Raw genomic sequence first — 16,565 nt, 5'->3', positions numbered from 1 at the left:
GCAGGCACTGCGGCCACCGGTATCCAGCGCCCTGAAAATGCTATCAATCCCCACTGGAGCGGGGTGCGGCGCGCTAAACAGCTAGTGAAAAAGTATTAGGCCAAAACGACCGGCAAAAGTATGTATAGCAAATGAAACGTCGTCGAGTATGCCGACTCACCGCGATTGAATCGCATATGCAGGTCGCGGCGAAGCTCCACGTTGCTGAAATAGCCGCACAGGCACAGCGGGCGCGACCGCTTGCCATGTTGTGCCGCCGCCGGATACTGAGGAATTGAGTCAGCCAGGGCTCGCCCGTGGCATAAGTTTGTTCCCGCCTGGCGGGACAGCCCCGACCGATGGTGGACCGGTAGAAACCAGAAATTCTGAAAACTGACGGCGTAGGTCGAGGCGCCAGTCACACCACCGCTGTGATGTGGTGCCAGGCGTTCAGATATTGAGCCACGCTTGCATGGATCGCAGAGCGCACTACGTTCAGGCGTCCGCATTTTTATCCCCTCCGTGGAGGGGATAAAAAGCAGGCAACCTCAGAAATATCGCAGCGCAGCAAAGCCACTTATGTCAGACCTTAAAAGATTGGAATTCCTATTTCCGGCAGGTTTGGTTAAATTGACCTCAATTGCAGAGGAATCGGGGATAAGAATGCAGCCGGGCTGGAATACCGCATGGTTGCGCGTTTCGAGAGATCTTGATTTTGCCTCCTTGGCGCGTGCTATCGATATGCGGGTAATGCTCAGGCAATACAAAAGTAGTATCAGTTTGCGTCAGTGACAACAATCACATAAGAACGGATATAGCCTGGACCCACGAAAGGGCCACCTTGCATTTTCTTATTCAGTCGACATTGCTTTTCATCATCGGAAGCGACGCGGCTGCATTTCTGGCAGCGCGGCATGCGGGTACTGGCCTGGCCCTGTGATTACGCAGGCGACCAGATATCGCCGGTATTAAGGAACGACTAGCAATTACCGGTGACATGGCAGCGGGCGGGCCATTATACCGAGATCCCGTCGGCACAAGGATGCCGCCCGCGAGGGCGCACTGATCCCGTTCGTACCCCGCCCGCAGAAAGAGTTTTTAAACGACCACAGTGGCACGCACGCCCCAGAGGCGGCGGCATGCTGCGGCATTGGATGTATGGGGTCCCACCAGGCAGCAAGGGATAATATGCGGCATTCAGGGGTATTCGCGCGTCAGGAACTGGATCGTTATTTTGCATCGTACGTGGGGATGGAAGGAGGCAACCCAGGAGCTCCCGTCTGGATATGCGACAGAAGCCCGCGCGCCTGGTCGGAGCCCCTTGTCGCGCCGCTGCAGCCGCGTGTGGCGCCGCCCGCCTGGGACGCCGTGTTCCGCCACCAGCAGCGGGAAAACATGGGCAAGTGGCTCAGCCATCAGTACATTGCCCGCATCATGGCCGCCGCGCGGGCTGAAGCACTGCGCGTTCGGCTCGCGGACAACGACTGGGAACAATACTACTGGCGCCATCTGTACGCGCCCGGGGGCGCCGAGTTCAGGCTCAGCTTGTTTCCACTGCCTGCCCAACTCGATGGACGAACGCCTTGGTCCAAAGCGTTCCGAGGCCAGCCCGAACTCGTCCCACAGACGCGCTACGAGGATCTGTGCCGGCATGGCGAACGCTTCCGGTTTCTCGCGAAGACCTGCGCCCGCTGGCGACCGAAGGTGGTCGTTTGCCTGGGCCATCGCCATACCGACGAATACCTCGAAGCCTTCTCGCTAGGCGGGCTCGCCGGCGAAGAGCTCGCAATCCAGCCGGCCGACCAAGTCAGGCGCTTGCGCATCTTCGCCAAGGACGGCACGACGTGGATCATCTGCCCAGCGCTCGGCGGCAGCGCAGGACTGATCTCGCAGGTCCAGCTCGATGCGTTTGGCAAGCTTCTAGGCACGCGCCTGGCAGCGAGCGACTTCAAACACTGCCTCGATCTCGATCCCGTCGACAACGCCCCGTGGGCGCAACTGGAGGTCTTGCCCGATCCATACCGGAGGAGCCAGCTGCCTGCCGACGCGGCTGGTTGCCATACGGAGGAACGTGCTCGGCCAGTGTTTCCCAGGAGCGAACACGCTCAGGCGGGCACTCGTGAATCCTTCGCCTAGTATGGGTGTATGCCAAGGGAATCCGCCATCACGAGTCGCGATAAAGGACCCCGTTATCGTGGCCTATCTTGGGCCCCGGCAACGCTGGCCTCACGCTCTTCCTGGTCTTACGTGCTGCCGGCATCCGTTGCTAGCCAAGCCTGGACGAAGGGCAACGGCGGTTGCCGGCCACGAAGTGTCGTTGGTCCCGGCGTTCCCTCGGACGTTCGAACGTCGGCTCCCGCCAAGCTAGCGGACTTTCATACCCCGATTGGCAAGCACGCTGTCCAACTTGTCCCCACATAGTCGCGGCTCCGCCTTTTCGTCGCGAAGCTCACGATGCTTAGCGGCTGCGAACGTGTAGTTCGCAGCCCCTAATATCGCGCACGCTAGTTCATGATCGGTGCCATCGCAGTTTCGATTCTGGATAGCTGGCTCCCGGTGATCATGCCACTGAGAGCCTGACTGAAGCGGGGCTCCTGCACTCCGGAAATGATGTATTGCCACCTGTATGCGGCAAGCAGGCCGATGCGCACGGAATCTTTGTCAGCCATCGACAGCGATCGTGGGCAGATCATCGCAAAGTAGTCTGCGTCCGCATTAGCCTGAGTTTGCAGAATGCCATCCACGGCGGCGACCAATTCGATCAGATCGTTGACAGCTGCGTCACGTTCTTCAGGCGAAAGCCTCGCATCTTCGCGTTGCCATTCCATTTCATCGAGAATCGCATGCTGTGATTCCTCGCGCCAGTGATAGAGAAAGACGTCTTTCCATAGTTCAGAGGAATTCATGTCGCCGTCGATGCTGCCTCGATAGTGCGCCAGCACGAAGAGTTCGATGTGACAGGTTAGAGCGAGCACTGCCCAGGTGGACTTTGCCAGGACGAACGAGGCCACACTATTTGCGTCCGGCAAGAACGAATAACCAGCTGGCATGCCTTCGGCGCACATGCGCTCGATGCGGCGGAATAGCTCCTGATGCTTGATTTCCTCATCACTGAACCGGATAAGTGCTTCAAGCGCGCTCTGATCGCCGAGTCGGTATGGGCCGCTCATCTCCAGTACCTTCGCCGCGATGAAGCGTTCGACGAGACCGAACATGTTCGAGTACGTACGGCCCTGAATCTGGCTGAGCAGACGCTGCTCGTCGTGACCGAGAAAGGCGAGAGAATCGACCTTTGATAGAGCGTCTGGCAAGAACTTCTTCGTGAAATCGAAGCTTCGGCCGCGAATTACGTCGCGGTCGATGTCCCAGCGGACACGCTTGGATGCTGCGATGCACTTGGCGTAGCGGTTGGTAGTAGTCACCCTATGCCCATCAGTCATGATTTCCATTGAAACGCTCCTTCAATACGTCACACGTCCCGTGGCCGCCGCGAGCGACGACTGTCCTTCCACCTTGCACGGTTCGAACGCCGGGCGGCGGTTTGAGGCACTGGGGTTCGTGATCTGCCGCCTGGCATACGTGATGGTGCCGCCTGGAATTCCCATCTTTTCGAACGGGTAAGCCACGTTTGGAGTACGGCAACATCACGATTCCAACTATCGTTGCCTGACGTCATCAATCCGTGAACTGCGGGCGGGGCCGCGTAAAAACGCCGTAAAAAAAATTTCTCATGAAAGCGGCCGCATCTTGCCGGGTAGCCTGCACATGAGGCCGGATTCGAGTCAGCAACCACGCTTATGCCTACCCCGACCCTTTTCAGGACGAGATGAACCTGAAGAAGTGACCTACAAAAGACGGGCTGGAGGGCAGTCTTCATTGATGCGTGAAAGTCGCGCCGGGCGGACTAGACTTTTGAGAGCGACGCTTCACCTCACGCACGACATGGCCCGGCTCAAGATAGAAGTCCTCGGAGGCTTTCAAGTCCGGCTTGCCGGGCAGCATGGATCGCTTGCTTTTCCCACCAGGAAGAGCAAGGCCATCCTGGCCTACCTTGCCCTGTCGCCGGGGATGCTGCGGTCGCGAGAGCAACTGGCAAGCGTGCTTTGGGAGCGCAGTGCGGAAGAGCAGGCAAGGGCCAGTTTGCGGCAGACTCTGTCGAGCTTGCGCCGGGTCCTGCCGAACGCGCCCCCAATCTTGAACGCGGAGCCGGATGCCATATGGCTTGACGGACAGTTCGTGGAAGTCGACGCGCTGCAATTCACGAGCCTCGCGACTGAACGATCTCCTGATTCCCTGTCGAAAGCCGTTGCACTCTATCGGGGCGCCCTACTCGATGGTTTCAGCCTTCGTGAAGAACCGTTCGAGCAGTGGATGATCATCGAGCGTCGCTGGTTTCATGAGCGCGCCGTGGAAGTGTTCACCGAACTCGTCGGCCATTACGAACAATCTGGCGAATTTGATCGTGCAATTGCGACGGCAAGCAGAGTATTGGCCTTGGACCCGTCACTCGAATGGGCCCATGCGCTGCTTATGAGGCTGTATGCGAGGACGGGACGCCGGAACGCTGCTGTCCGCCAGTACCAGGAATGCGTCCGAGTGCTCAATACCGAACTCGGCATTGCCCCGGCCGAGAGCACTCAACGTCTGGCTGCTCAAATCCAGCAGGATTCAGGCGGGGCTAGAGAGCCTGCAGGTCCGGCCGTGGCTGTCGGGGAACCGGCTAAGCAGTCCGGGATTGCGTCGCGCGCTGGTTACGCAGCGGATAGCGCAACGGCATTGCCGGCGGAGCGCAAGCATCTGAGTGTGCTCTGCGCCCGCGTGCGCGAACCCATCAGCGTCATCGATCACGAGACGGCACTTGAGCGCGTCGACGCTGTGTTGAAGGCAATGGTCGACTCTGTTCAGCGATTCGGCGGCCTCGTCACCCAACTCAGAAGCGATGGTGTCACAGCACTATTTGGAGCGCCCGTCGCACACGAAGAGCATGCGGTGGAAGCCTGTTATGCAGCGCTCGCGATGCGCGCACGCATTTCGGCACTCATTGAGCGATCCCTGGATGTGCGGATTGGCGTACATTCCGGCGAGGCTGTCGTCCGGACGATTGGCGACGAGGGGTCGCAGCACTATGACGCGCTCGGCTCCGTACCGCAGCTCGCGAATCAGATCGATGTCGCGCTCGCGGCCGGAGAGATCGGCGTGAGCGCAGACACGGCGAGATGTGCCGAAGGGTTCATCGAACTTTCAGATCTTCGCGCGAGATCGCTTCCTGGTGCGACGCCCCCCCTCGAGATCTTCACGCTGGGGACAAAGTCCGAGTTGCGTCTTCGCTGGAACGCTCGTACCGTACGCGGCCTCACGCATTTTGTCGGCCGCGACACGGAGATGGCTAGTTTGCAGGGGATGCTTGCGCGTGCCGGACGCAGCGCTGGCCAGGTATGCGCCGTCGTCGGGGAACCGGGCGTGGGAAAGTCTCGCCTCGTGCATGAGTTTGTCAACTCGGAACAGGCGGCCGGGTGGACAAAATTCGAAACGGGCGCGACATCGCGCGACACGAGCGCCATCTATCTTCCGCTGGCCAATCTGCTCCGGACGTGGTTCGGCATCGGGACGCATGACACACTGGATGAGGCCGCCGAGAAGCTTCGTCGCGGCGTCGACGCGGTCGACCCGGCGCTCGCCTGGACGTGTCCTGCGCTGGCTGCAATGCTGGACCTACCGCCGGATGATCCGCAATGGGACATGGCGACTCCGCCGCAAAGGCGCAAGCGCACACTCGAAGCGATTGCCTCTCTCATGATCCGAGCGAGTGAGCACAGCCCATCGATCCTCGTTGTCGAGGATCTGCACTGGATCGATGAGGGCACGCAGGCCGTGCTCGATCATCTCGTCGACTTCATCGGTGCGTCACGCGTGATGCTTCTCGTGACCCATCGACCCGAGTATCGGCACACATGGTCTGGCAAGAGCTATTTTGCCCAGCTGCACGTGGACAGTCTCGGCACCGAAGGCGCGAAGCAGCTGCTGCAGTCGCTGCTCGGCGACGGCAGCGAGCTTTCCGCCCTTAGGCGTCACCTGATCGAGCGCACGGGATGCACACCGTTTTTCCTGGAAGAGTCCGTTCGTGCGCTCGCAGATTCGGGCGCACTGGTTGGCCAAAAAGGCGCATACCAGATAGCGCGAACGATAGACACGTTCGATATTCCGTCAACTGTGCATGCAGTTCTCGCTTCGCGGATCGATCGCCTGTCCGCGCAGCAGAAGGCCCTTCTGCAGATGGCGGCCGTGATCGGTCATGAATTTCCCGTCGATCTTCTTGAGCCGATAGCCGATCTCGATCGCGAGCGGCTACTCGATCTGCTCGCCGATCTGCAAGCGGCTGAATTCCTCTATCAGACCCGCTTGTTGCCGCATCAGCAATATACCTTCAAGCATGCGCTCACGCATCGAGTCGCATATGCAAGCGTACTCAAGGAGCGAAGACGCCCTATTCACGTGCAGCTTGTGGGTGTCATCGAGCAACTTTACACGCAACGTCTTGACGAGCATGTCGAACTCCTCGCGCATCACGCGCTTGCTGGCGAACTTTGGGACAAGGCTGTTCACTATCTGTACCAATCCGCGGGCAAGGCGCTGCAGCGGTTCGCGTATCAGCAGGCCGTTGATCACCTGAACAGAGGACTCGAGATCATCCGGATGTTGCCTCGTTCTCCTGCGCTGCTCAGGCAAGAGCTCGAGTATCAAAAGGTCCTTGGCGTGACCATGATGGCAGCGAAGGGTTGGGCGGCAAAAGAAGTCCTTGACGCGTATACGCGAGCAAGGGCGCTCTGCGAGGAGCTTGGAGACGAGAGCGAACTGTTCACCGTACTGCGGGGAGAAGGACAGTATCGGATGATCCGTGGTGAGTCGGAACTCGCCCGTGAACTTGGCAACCGGTGCACAGCTCTGACCGCGGGCTCGCATGATCCCGGGATGCAAATCGAGACGCATCATCTTTTCTGGACGAACAGCTTTTTCATGGGGGAATATGCTGCTTCAGAGTTTCATAGCAGAAGCGGAATGGCCCTTTACGAGCGAGGGCGAGACCACGCGCTGACATTCAAATACTCAGGACATGATCCTGGTGTGTGCTGCCGGTGCTTCACCGCGCTGGTTCAGTGCCTGCGTGGGTACCCGGACAAATCACTGTCGATCTGCGACGAGGCGCTGGGGCTAGCGCAAGAACTCTGTCATCCACTGACGACCGCTTTGGCCTATTGGGCACGCAGCTTCGCACATATCTTGCGGGGCGAGCCAGAACTGGCGAAGCAGTGGGCTGCGCGGGAAATTGCAGTTTGCGATGAGTACATGTTGCCGTTGCTGCGGTCGCAAGGTAAGTTTCAGCTGGGTTGGTCGCTGGCGCAAATGGGCGATCTCGACGAAGGCATAGAAAGGATGCGGGAGGGAATTTCAGCAATCAGCGCAACCGGTGCGGAAATGGGGCTGCCATACTTCAATGCGCTGCTTGGCGAGGCGCTTGGCCGCGCGGGCAAACCAGAGGCAGGGCTCGTCGAGATCGATCGGGCGCTCGCCGCTGTCAATCGTCATGGCGGACGCTTCCAGCTATCGGAAATGCTGCGCCTGAAAGGCGAATTGCTTGCGACTCGGCACCCCATGCAACGAAACGAAGCACTAGCGACCCTTCACGAGGCAATCGCCGTTGCACAAAGACAGGGCGCGGGTCTTCCCGGGCTTCGGGCGGCGATCAGCCTTGCCCGTCAGTTGGCAGCGGCGGGCGACATGCAGCATGCATACGCCGTGCTACAGCCCGCCTGCGACAACATCAGGGAAGGAAGTGTCCTCACCGATGTGCGCACCGCCCAGACGCTCCTGGCTGAACTGAAGAATCGCTAGCGCAAGGCTACTTGCCGCTGCGAGCGCTGCCGCGCGCCGCGCAGACATCGACGGCCGAAGAGCTTCGGCATCGGCCTTTTGTTGGGCAGTCTTGCGAAAGGCCGCTCAGGGTCGGGAAGATCCAGTCGGCTCGCAACTGGCGGAGGTCGCTTGCCAGCCAGCACTGGTCGGTCGTCAAGCTCGTCAATTTTTGGCTCTGGCCCTCGCACCATTACTTCACTTCTCGTCGGGGCTCTTGTATGGCTGACGTTTCCCAAACACTTGCGCGACCAACGGCACTGTGGTGATGACCCCTACTGCGAGCAGCGTCCAGCCGACGGCGCGGCGTTGTTCCGGATTCAGTCGGTCGCTGAGCAACAGTGCGAGGCCCGCAGCGCCTGCCGCCCGTGTTCCGGCAATCAATCCAATTTCTGGAATGGTCAGTGATACCTGTTTCATCTGTGCCTCCTGGCGGGTTGGACAGATTCGAAGTAGTTTGCGGCGCGTGCGGCAGGCGGTCTGTGCGCAAGCCGACACTGCTGACGGTTAAAAACCAACGAAGACATGGGTGCGCACCTCGGCAACCGGCTCGACCTACGGTCGCTACGGGTCGCAAAGCGACGGTCGGCACGTCGTCGATGGCCGAGTCACGCACTACGTCGGAACTGGAAACGAGACTGTTGCCATAACAGGGCGTGCGCGGCTCCGCCGATTTAGCGCTCCGCTGCCCCCGGTCCACGGAACGGCGTATTATCGGTGGCATTCCGCCTGTGACTGCCGGAACGCCTGCGATGACCAACGATCCTCACCTGTCTCCCAAACTTCACCTGACCGCCGAGCATGGATTCGCCCTGCATGACAGCCGACAGCCTGCTTTTCGCCGAGCCTGGCACGTCCACGACTGCGGCATGCTGTTGTGGCCGCGCATGGGCAGGCTCAGGACGGTCTGGAACGATTCGTCCGGCGAGCCAGACGCACTGCATGCCGCTTCGCTGGTGCGCGGTACCGCTGTACTGCTGCATGCGTCGACGTCGCACCTGACGGCATCCGAGCACGGCCTTCAGCAGCACGGGGAACTCTATCTGCCGCCCGATCGCCTGCCCGCGTGCCTACGGTTCGGCGCCATGCACCTGGACACCGCGACGATCGCGATGCTTGAGGCGCTGCTCGCGCCTACGATCTCATTCACCAGCGCGTCCTGGCTCGTGCGCGCCATCGTGGCGCAGATCATGACGAGCCGGCCGCTGGCGATGCCCGAAGAGCCGGCGTCCGTCGCTCTGCGCATGGTCCAGCGCTTCCATGCGGCGCTCGAACGCGACATGCCCTTGCCATCGATCGATACCGTGGCCGGCGAACTGGGCATCTCGATCCGACATTTGCAGCGCGCCTGTCAGATCGAGTTCGGCGCGACGCCCGTGACCGTACGGCGTCGTATTCTGGCCGAGCACGCACGCAAGCTGATTGCAGGAGGCCGGTCCGCCGCCTGCGTCAGCATGGATCTCGGCTTTGCCTCCAGCGGGCATCTGCACCGGCTGCTGCGCGAGGTGCCGGCGCCGTCGTAGCCTAGCTGCCGACGCCTTCAGGCCGTCATCACAATGGCGTCGACCTCAATCTCCGTCCAAGCCCGGTCCGGTAAGCTGGCCACGCCAAGCGCGCTGCGTGCCGGCAGCGGCTGACCGGGGAATGCTGCGCGCATAACCGCCGAGGCCGCATCGAGCACTGCCGCATGTCGTGTAAAGTCCGGTGCCGCGCGGATGAAGCCACGCAGGCGAACGATCTGTATCACGCGCGACAACTCGCCGTCGCAAGCCAGCCGCAGTATGGCCAGTGCATTCAGCACCGATACTTCGGCGGCATGGCCGGCGAGTTCCAGATCATCGTCGCTCCGGCATTGGCCCGCCATGGCCACGCCGTTCCGCCGGCATACCTGACCGGCAATCGACACCCATTGCGATGTGCCGACCTGGATCGCGCAATACGGCGCATAGCTGCCACGTGGACTTGACACTTCGGGCAACGTGAATCCGGCTGCGGCAAGCCGCGCCTCGGGGGAGCTGTCCGTCACGCATCGCTCCAAGTCACGCTGCCGCTGAGCCAGCATCCGTCAGGCTCGCCCGAATCCGTATGGCGCGGCGCCACGAGGATTTCCGTGGGGCTGCCCATGGCATCGCCTTGCCAGACCGCGATGGAAGACACCTTTCCATCAGGGCCAGCCAGTTCACCCGCCTGGTTCAGAAAGCCCCATAAGGCAGCCGCGGCTATGCCGGTGGCGGCATCCTCGGGATAGCCGGACGACTTTGGAAATTGCCGCGCATGGATCACGGGTCGGCCGTCCGCTTTCGATACGCCAAATGCATAGGGATAGAGCCCGGTCGAGCCGATCGATGCGCAGAGCGACTCCATGGTCGAGAAGTCCGGTTGCAAGCCGTCGAGCACCGCCACGGAAGGCAAGGCGATGAGCGTCTTGACGCGACTCGTCGCGGCATTGGTGGCCGCATACGTACCGGCTGGAAAACCAAGTTGCGCCGCCACTCGGCCCGATGCCCCGGCGTCCAGCGCCTGGGTACGCACCGCCGGCTGCGAGATCCAAACGGATTGCAGCGCATCGTCCCAATACGCCAGCACGATGCCACTCAGCGTCTCGATGCGCACCGCCGGGGTCGTCCAGCGGCCCCATTGGCGCAACGCCCACAGCGTGCCCACGGTGGCGTGGCCGCACATCTCCATCTCGTGCTGCGGAACGAAGAATCGGAAACGCCAGTCGCAACCGATATCACTCGGCAATACAAAGGCGGACTCGTGCCCATATGCGGCAGCAACCCTTCGCATTTCCGCCGCGCTCATGCCTCGGGCATCGGAGACCAGCGGCACCGGATTGCCGCCTCGCCCATCGCGTACAAAAACCCGGATCAGACTGACATTACTCACCTGTAGCTCCCACGGAACTGGCAATCTTGCCCCAGTACGGGATGTCTGCTTGAACCGCGGCCTGCAGTGCGGCGGGTGTACCGGGGCGCGCCGTCACACCTTTGCTCGATAGATCGGCGACGACCGCATTGTCAGAGAGCACCTTGTTCAGTGCTGCATTGAAGCGATCGACGATCGCAGCGGGCGTTCCCTTGGGAAAGGCGATGCCATACCACAGTTGCTGCTCGAAGCCTGGCACGCCCTGGCTGGCGAACGTCGGTACATCGGGCAGCAGCGGTGTCGGAGCGGTCACGGCAATGGCGGCAATCTTGTGTGCCTTGATGTATGGCGCCAGTCCCACCGGATTGTCGAACATGATTTGCACCTGTCCACCAATCAGATCAGTGTACGCAGGCGCCGCACCGCGATACGGGACGTGAACCATCGGCACGGCGACGAGTTTCTGAAACTGCTCGCCCATCAGGTGCGACACGGTGCCGACACCAACCGAACCGAAGCTGTGCTGCGCCTTGTCGGCCTTCAGTCTGCTGACAAGCGCCTTGGCATCCGCCACCTGCAAGGTGTTGTTGACGGCCAGCACATAAGGCGACGTGCCAATGAATCCGGCATAGGCGAAGTCCTTCGCCGGGTTGTACGTCAGCTTTGGATATAGGGCGACGCTTACCGCGTGCGTGCTCGTCGTGACCACGCCGGCCGTATATCCATCGGCCGCAGCCCGCGCGACATAGGCAGACCCAAGCGTGCCGCCTGCGCCACTGCGATTGTCGATCACGATGGGGCGGCCGAGCTCGCGCTGCAACAGCGGCTGGATGGAGCGAACCACCAGATCGGTACCGCCGCCAGCCGGAAATGGCACGACCACGGTGATCGGCTTTGATGGCCAGGTTTCCGCATACGCGGCGACGCAACTTGCTGCGGCCGCGGCCGCCAGCACGGCGCAGCGGGCGTTGCGCGTTGAAATGGACAGGATGGACATGTGCACTCCGCTTGTTGGAATGCATGGAGTTTACGAACGTGTCGGGCGGGCTACGAACCGGAATGCGACTTTCAGCCATCCGAAATGCGCACGCGCCGGGGCGCTTGGAATGACGACCGGCGGTTGCCGGCCAGAAGCGGTCAATCGGCGCACGATCGGGAAAATCGAGGCCGGCAAGGAAGGACTCGTCGGAGAGATCGGCTACATTGGCGTAATTGCACCGGGGACGAGTGCCATCACCAGATTTGAGTCCACCATGAGTACTGCCGCACCTCAAGCCCACGCCTTCTATCGCGAAGTCGCAAATTCCGGCGTGGTCTGGTCTATCCGCGAATCTGGGGGTCTTGAGAACCCGCGGCGAACGCAAGGCCCGCCTGTTCATCAACGAGGATCAAGTCACAATCCGCGGGTTCGAGCAACGGTAGTTTGGACATGGGAGTTCTCCTGTTCATTTGAGACCGCGATCTTGCTTCAAGCCGCGGTCTGCCACCAATCCGCCCACCGCCAGCGAGCCGGCGAGGATGCCGAGAGAGGATGACGTATGGGCATGCCTCAAGAATCCGCTCGCATACGCAAATGCAGCGAGTTCCCACTTGCTGGCAAATTTCTTTACGCTCTTCATCGTCAGTCGGGATTGAAGTAGGCAGTTGGCCCGGTTTCTGAAATGACTGGACGTCCTATGGAACGTCCAGCCCGCGAATGCAGAATTACCGCTCGATCACCTGTGCATGGACCGGAGCCAGCGACTCGTGCTTCGTGGCGGTGCGCTGCTCGGCCTTGTGGACCATGGTGTAGGCGTAGTCCACGCCCATGCCGTAGGCACCCGAGTGTTCCTTGGCCACCTTCATTACCGCGTCGTACGTGTCGCGGTTCTTCCAGTCGCGCTGCCATTCAAGCAGCACCTGCTGCCAGGTCACCGGCACCACGCCGGCCTGCACCATGCGCTGCATCGCGTAGTCGTGCGCTTCCTTGGTGGTGCCGCCCGAGGCGTCGGCCACCATGTAGATCTCGTAGTTGCCTTCGAGCATCGCGCAGAGCGCGAACGTGGTGTTGCAGACCTCGGTCCACAGGCCGGCGACGATCACCTTCTTGCGGCCGTTGGCGGCCAGCGCGTCGCGCACCTTCTGGTCGTCCCACGAGTTCATCGAGGTGCGTTCGAGCGTCTGCTTACCCGGGAACACGTCGAGCAGTTCGGGGTAGGTATAGCCCGAGAACGAGTCAGACTCGACCGTGGTAATGGTGGTCGGGATGTCGAAGATCTTGGCCGCCTTGGCCAGGCCGACCACGTTGTTCTTCATGGTCTGGCGGTCCATCGACTGCACGCCAAAGGCCATCTGGGGCTGATGGTCGATGAAGATAATCTGGCTGTTGTGCGGGGTCAGGACTTCCAGTTTGGCGTTCGACATAATGTTCTCCGGTATATTTTGATTCAATGATTTTGAGCGTCTGTCTGGCGGCGCTGCTTTCGCTCTGTTGCGTTGTTGCGTCGTCCATGTGCTGAACTATAGCGGCGATAGCTTTGCTTAAAGTGATCGATTCGCTGACATGTTATTCAAATATTTTGAATTTTCGAGATTCACCAAACGGACACTCCGGAGGTGCGGTGAGGGATGGACAGTACTGATCGACATGTGCACACCTTCGTTGGAGTGGGCATGTATCGGTTTTAGCCGATTGAAAAAAATACCGGGGTCAGAAATTGTCCTACTTTCGTGCATCGCGAAAGCGGAGAGCGCTTTCAAAAGCACCCCTTGTATTACTCCGGGCATGGCACCGATTGCCGGTCACCGGCCGGAAAATTGGGCAGGTCTGCGCTCGAGGAAATGCGCAACCCCCTCCGTAAAGTCCTCGCTCTGGATGCTTTCGAACATCTCGGCATTGGCGACGCGCGTGGCCTCGGCCAATGACTGGAACGGCTGCTCCCACAGTTGCCGCTTCATCACGCGGATAGATCGGGGCGAAACGTTCTCGGCCAGGTCGTCGGCATAATCGAGCGTGGTCGCCATGAGGGCGTCCGCATCGACCACACGGTCGACCAGGCCGATCCGCAGCGCCTCGTCAGCCAGCACCTTGCGCGCCGAGTACAGCAGGTCGGCCGCATGACCGGGGCCGACCACGCGCGGCAGCAGCCAGGAGATACCGTGCTCGGCAATCAAGCCCCGACGCGCGAACGCGGTACTGAATGCGGCGTTGGCACTGGCGAAGCGCATGTCGCTGTACAGCGCGTACACCAGCCCCAGCCCCGCTGCCGCACCATTGATTGCCGCGATCACGGGCTTGCGCATGGCCGGAAAGTAGCCATAGCGCGTCTGGTAGTCGGCGCGCCGGTTCATGTCGAACGGGCGCATCCACTGGGCGGCGCGGATATCGCCCGGTGGCAGCACTTCGAGCTCGTTGATGTCCATGCCGGCGCAGAAGCCCTTGCCTGCCCCGGTCAGCACCACCACGCGCACGTTCTCGTCGCGATCGACGGCCTCCATGGCATCGCGCAGTTCGGTCTCCATGACCTTGGTCAGCGCATTGAGCTTGTCCGGCCGGTTCATGGTGACCACGGCGATCCGCTCGCTCTTCCCGGCGCGAGCAACGGTAACCTGACTGTACATATTGCGATTCCTTTCGATGTCGTGACTAAGGGAGCTGAACGGATCTCGGCTCCAGGAACTCCTCCAGCCCGTAGACGCCGCCTTCGCGCCCGACGCCGGACATGCCAAAGCCGCCAAACGGTGCCGCCGGGTTGAACCGGGCGCCGTTGACGTCCACCTGCCCTGCCCGCAGCGCGTTGGCGACCGCTTCACCGGCGCTGTCATCGGCAGCCCAGACCGTGGCGGCCAGCCCGTAGCGCGTGCCGTTGGCCAGGGCGATCGCCTCGTCGACGCTGTCGTAGCACAGCACCGCCAGCACCGGCCCGAAGACCTCATCATGCGCAAGCCGGCTGTCGGGTGCGACGTTGCCGTAGATAGTCGGCGCGACGAAGTAGCCGGTCGCTGGCACGGGTGCATCGGCACCGCCGGCGATCCGGTCGAAACCAGCCTGCTCCGCTTGCGCGATATGCGCCTGCACGCGCTGACGCTGCAGCGCCGACAGCAAGGGGCCGATCCGCGTCTCCCCATCGGCGGGATCGCCGAGTTTCATTGCTGCCGCGGCCTCCGCCAGCAGTTGCCGGCACTGCGGATAGTCCTCACGCGCGACGATCAGCCGGGTGGTGGCGCTGCAGGTCTGCCCCGAATTGAGGAAACTTGAGCTGACCGTCGCCTTGACCGCCCTGGCGAGATCCGCGCCCGGCAGCACGACTGCCGCCGACTTGCCACCCAGTTCCATTGACACACGCTTCATGTCGCCGGCCGCCTGCGCGGCGACCTTGCGACCGACCGCCGTGGAGCCGGTGAACGACACCATCTGGATGTCTGGATGCGATACCAGCGCCTCGCCGACCGCCGCGCCACCCAACACAAGATTGAGGACGCCTGGCGGCAGCTTCGCCTGCTCGCACGCGGCCATGAGCCGTTCGGTCACGGCCGGGGCCAGCTCTGACGGCTTTAGGACCACCGTGCAGCCGGCCAGCAGCGCCGGCGCCAGCTTGGCCGTTATCTGGTGCAACGGGTAGTTCCACGGCGTAATGGCGGCCACCACCCCGACTGGCTCCAGCGTCACGCGGGAATTGCCGATCATGCGGACGAAGGCGAACGTGTCGGCCAGTGCCGCCGTGGCGCGCCACGCCGCGATCGGTGCATCGACCTGGATGCGGCGCGACAGCTTCAGCGGCATGCCGACTTCGCGCGAGATCTCATTGGCCAGCTCCGCGGCGCAGCCTTCCAGCGCGTCGGCCAGCGCGTGCAGATACGGCGCCCGTCCGGCTGCGCCCAGCCCCTGCCAGCCAGGCTGCGCCCGCACGGCCGCCGCCACGGCTTCGGCCACATCGTCTGCGGTGCCGAGACAGACATCGGCCAACGGGACTTCGGTCGCCGAATCGTAGACGCGAATTGACTCCCCGGCTCGAATCGGGCGACGTGCGCCGTCTATGAAATGTTGGGTCAATTGCTTCACTGCGACTCCCTTGTGTTGCGTTTGTCGAGGAACGCAGCCATCACGCGCTGCGGTTCGCCGTCGGCATAGCATTCGAGTTGCGCCCGGATTCCGGCGACACAGGCGTCATCGAATCCCGGCTGCGTCATGGCGCGAAAGCGCTGCTTGGACAGGCGCACGGCGGTCAGCGGCAGCGCCGCGAGCGATCTGGCCTGCGTGAGCGCCTGCGCCATCAGTTCGGTCTCGCCGCAGAGTGCCGTCACCAGACCGATATCGAAGGCGCGCTGGCCACTAACCAGATCGCCCGAGAGCGACATCTGCACGTTATGGGTGTGCCCCACGTGGAGCGTCATCAGATAGGATCCGACGATGCTCGCCAGGCCTGCCTTGACCTCCGGCTGCCCCCAGCGGCTGTCTGCTGTGGCCAGCCGCCAGTCCGCACACAGCGCGAGCTGGAAACCCGCGCCTGCCGCCACACCCCGCACGGCGGCCACGCAGGGCTTGTCCAGGTCGCGGACGGCCTGGTACATCGCCCGTTGCCGGTTCAGCCAGGGCACGAGCTGCCGCCAGGTAACCGTGGCCGCCTCCTCAAGATCCTGTCCGGCACAAAACGCCCGCTCGCCGGCACCGGCCAGCACGACGGCGCGCACCGAAGCTTCGGCGTTGAGCCGGCCCAGGGCTTCGATCAACTCGCCGCGCAAGGCGTCGTTGACCGCGTTCATTCTGGTCGGGCGGTTCAGCGTGACGATGGCAATGTCGTTATCCCGTTCGACGCGTACAGCTTCCATGT

General features: G+C 61.9%; 13 protein-coding genes. 4 read left to right on the top strand and 9 right to left on the bottom strand.

Annotated elements, in window-relative coordinates; translation table 11 throughout:
- The first annotated feature begins 558 nt into the window (after positions 1 to 558).
- Both ACW4E8_RS20900 and ACW4E8_RS20895 read left to right on the top strand, forming a co-directional pair.
- The gene (locus ACW4E8_RS20900; protein ID WP_456806275.1) at positions 559 to 771 is read left to right on the top strand and encodes a hypothetical protein; all 213 of its coding nucleotides are present in this window, start codon (positions 559 to 561) and stop codon (positions 769 to 771) included.
- A 552-nt stretch (positions 772 to 1,323) separates the two neighbouring features.
- Entirely contained in the window at positions 1,324 to 2,115 is a 792-nt protein-coding gene (locus ACW4E8_RS20895) for a transcriptional regulator (protein ID WP_456806274.1), read from the top strand.
- Positions 2,116 to 2,483: 368 nt separating this feature from the next.
- On the opposite strand, the gene ACW4E8_RS20890 is transcribed toward ACW4E8_RS20895, so the two are convergent.
- Positions 2,484 to 3,428 (bottom strand): hypothetical protein, encoded by a 945-nt coding sequence (locus ACW4E8_RS20890; RefSeq protein WP_456806273.1) that lies wholly within the window; start codon positions 3,426 to 3,428, stop codon positions 2,484 to 2,486.
- A 391-nt stretch (positions 3,429 to 3,819) separates the two neighbouring features.
- Here ACW4E8_RS20890 and ACW4E8_RS20885 point away from each other — a divergent pair, with 391 nt between their 5' ends.
- Positions 3,820 to 7,869, top strand: coding sequence for a BTAD domain-containing putative transcriptional regulator (locus ACW4E8_RS20885; protein ID WP_456806272.1), 4,050 nt, complete (start codon positions 3,820 to 3,822; stop codon positions 7,867 to 7,869).
- A gap of 216 nt (positions 7,870 to 8,085) precedes the next feature.
- On the opposite strand, the gene ACW4E8_RS20880 is transcribed toward ACW4E8_RS20885, so the two are convergent.
- Positions 8,086 to 8,307 (bottom strand): hypothetical protein, encoded by a 222-nt coding sequence (locus ACW4E8_RS20880; protein ID WP_456806271.1) that lies wholly within the window; start codon positions 8,305 to 8,307, stop codon positions 8,086 to 8,088.
- Between the two features lie 332 nt (positions 8,308 to 8,639).
- Between ACW4E8_RS20880 and ACW4E8_RS20875 the strand changes: the two genes are divergently transcribed.
- Positions 8,640 to 9,410: a helix-turn-helix domain-containing protein gene (locus tag ACW4E8_RS20875; protein ID WP_456806270.1), complete on the top strand. Its 771-nt coding sequence runs from the start codon at positions 8,640 to 8,642 to the stop codon at positions 9,408 to 9,410.
- Between the two features lie 17 nt (positions 9,411 to 9,427).
- On the opposite strand, the gene ACW4E8_RS20870 is transcribed toward ACW4E8_RS20875, so the two are convergent.
- From ACW4E8_RS20870 to ACW4E8_RS20840, 7 genes are all read right to left on the bottom strand, one after another.
- Positions 9,428 to 9,913, bottom strand: coding sequence for a RidA family protein (locus ACW4E8_RS20870; RefSeq protein ID WP_456806269.1), 486 nt, complete (start codon positions 9,911 to 9,913; stop codon positions 9,428 to 9,430).
- Positions 9,910 to 10,776: a PhzF family phenazine biosynthesis protein gene (locus tag ACW4E8_RS20865; RefSeq protein ID WP_456806311.1), complete on the bottom strand. Its 867-nt coding sequence runs from the start codon at positions 10,774 to 10,776 to the stop codon at positions 9,910 to 9,912. Before ACW4E8_RS20865 ends, ACW4E8_RS20870 begins: the two co-directional genes overlap by 4 nt.
- Complete coding sequence (locus ACW4E8_RS20860) at positions 10,769 to 11,752, bottom strand: Bug family tripartite tricarboxylate transporter substrate binding protein (protein WP_456806268.1); 984 nt, start codon at positions 11,750 to 11,752, stop codon at positions 10,769 to 10,771. The genes ACW4E8_RS20865 and ACW4E8_RS20860 overlap by 8 nt, the downstream gene beginning before the upstream one ends.
- 707 nt (positions 11,753 to 12,459) lie before the next feature.
- Entirely contained in the window at positions 12,460 to 13,158 is a 699-nt protein-coding gene (locus tag ACW4E8_RS20855; RefSeq protein WP_013953087.1) for a hydrolase, read from the bottom strand.
- Positions 13,159 to 13,536: 378 nt separating this feature from the next.
- Complete coding sequence (locus ACW4E8_RS20850) at positions 13,537 to 14,355, bottom strand: enoyl-CoA hydratase (RefSeq protein ID WP_456806267.1); 819 nt, start codon at positions 14,353 to 14,355, stop codon at positions 13,537 to 13,539.
- A 25-nt stretch (positions 14,356 to 14,380) separates the two neighbouring features.
- Positions 14,381 to 15,796, bottom strand: a complete 1,416-nt coding sequence (locus tag ACW4E8_RS20845; protein WP_456806266.1) for an aldehyde dehydrogenase family protein — start codon at positions 15,794 to 15,796, stop codon at positions 14,381 to 14,383.
- Positions 15,793 to 16,563 carry an enoyl-CoA hydratase/isomerase family protein gene (locus ACW4E8_RS20840; RefSeq protein ID WP_456806265.1) on the bottom strand — a complete coding sequence of 257 codons (771 nt, stop codon included), beginning with the start codon at positions 16,561 to 16,563 and terminating at the stop codon, positions 15,793 to 15,795. Before ACW4E8_RS20840 ends, ACW4E8_RS20845 begins: the two co-directional genes overlap by 4 nt.
- Positions 16,564 to 16,565 lie beyond the last annotated feature (2 nt).

This window comes from Cupriavidus sp. CP313 (genome assembly GCF_054072015.1).
The sequence above is the reverse complement of the archived record's forward strand: the minus strand, read 5'-3'. Positions and strand labels throughout refer to the sequence as shown.

Bases quoted from the DNA above. Each gene is read 5' to 3' on its own strand.
- ACW4E8_RS20900 (WP_456806275.1), top strand. From the start codon at position 559: ATGTCAGACCTTAAAAGATTGGAATTCCTATTTCCGGCAGGTTTGGTT.
- ACW4E8_RS20890 (WP_456806273.1), bottom strand. From the start codon at position 3,428: ATGGAAATCATGACTGATGGGCATAGGGTGACTACTACCAACCGCTAC.
- ACW4E8_RS20880 (WP_456806271.1), bottom strand. From the start codon at position 8,307: ATGAAACAGGTATCACTGACCATTCCAGAAATTGGATTGATTGCCGGA.
- ACW4E8_RS20875 (WP_456806270.1), top strand. From the start codon at position 8,640: ATGACCAACGATCCTCACCTGTCTCCCAAACTTCACCTGACCGCCGAG.
- ACW4E8_RS20860 (WP_456806268.1), bottom strand. From the start codon at position 11,752: ATGTCCATCCTGTCCATTTCAACGCGCAACGCCCGCTGCGCCGTGCTG.
- ACW4E8_RS20855 (WP_013953087.1), bottom strand. From the start codon at position 13,158: ATGTCGAACGCCAAACTGGAAGTCCTGACCCCGCACAACAGCCAGATT.
- ACW4E8_RS20850 (WP_456806267.1), bottom strand. From the start codon at position 14,355: ATGTACAGTCAGGTTACCGTTGCTCGCGCCGGGAAGAGCGAGCGGATC.
- ACW4E8_RS20840 (WP_456806265.1), bottom strand. From the start codon at position 16,563: ATGGAAGCTGTACGCGTCGAACGGGATAACGACATTGCCATCGTCACG.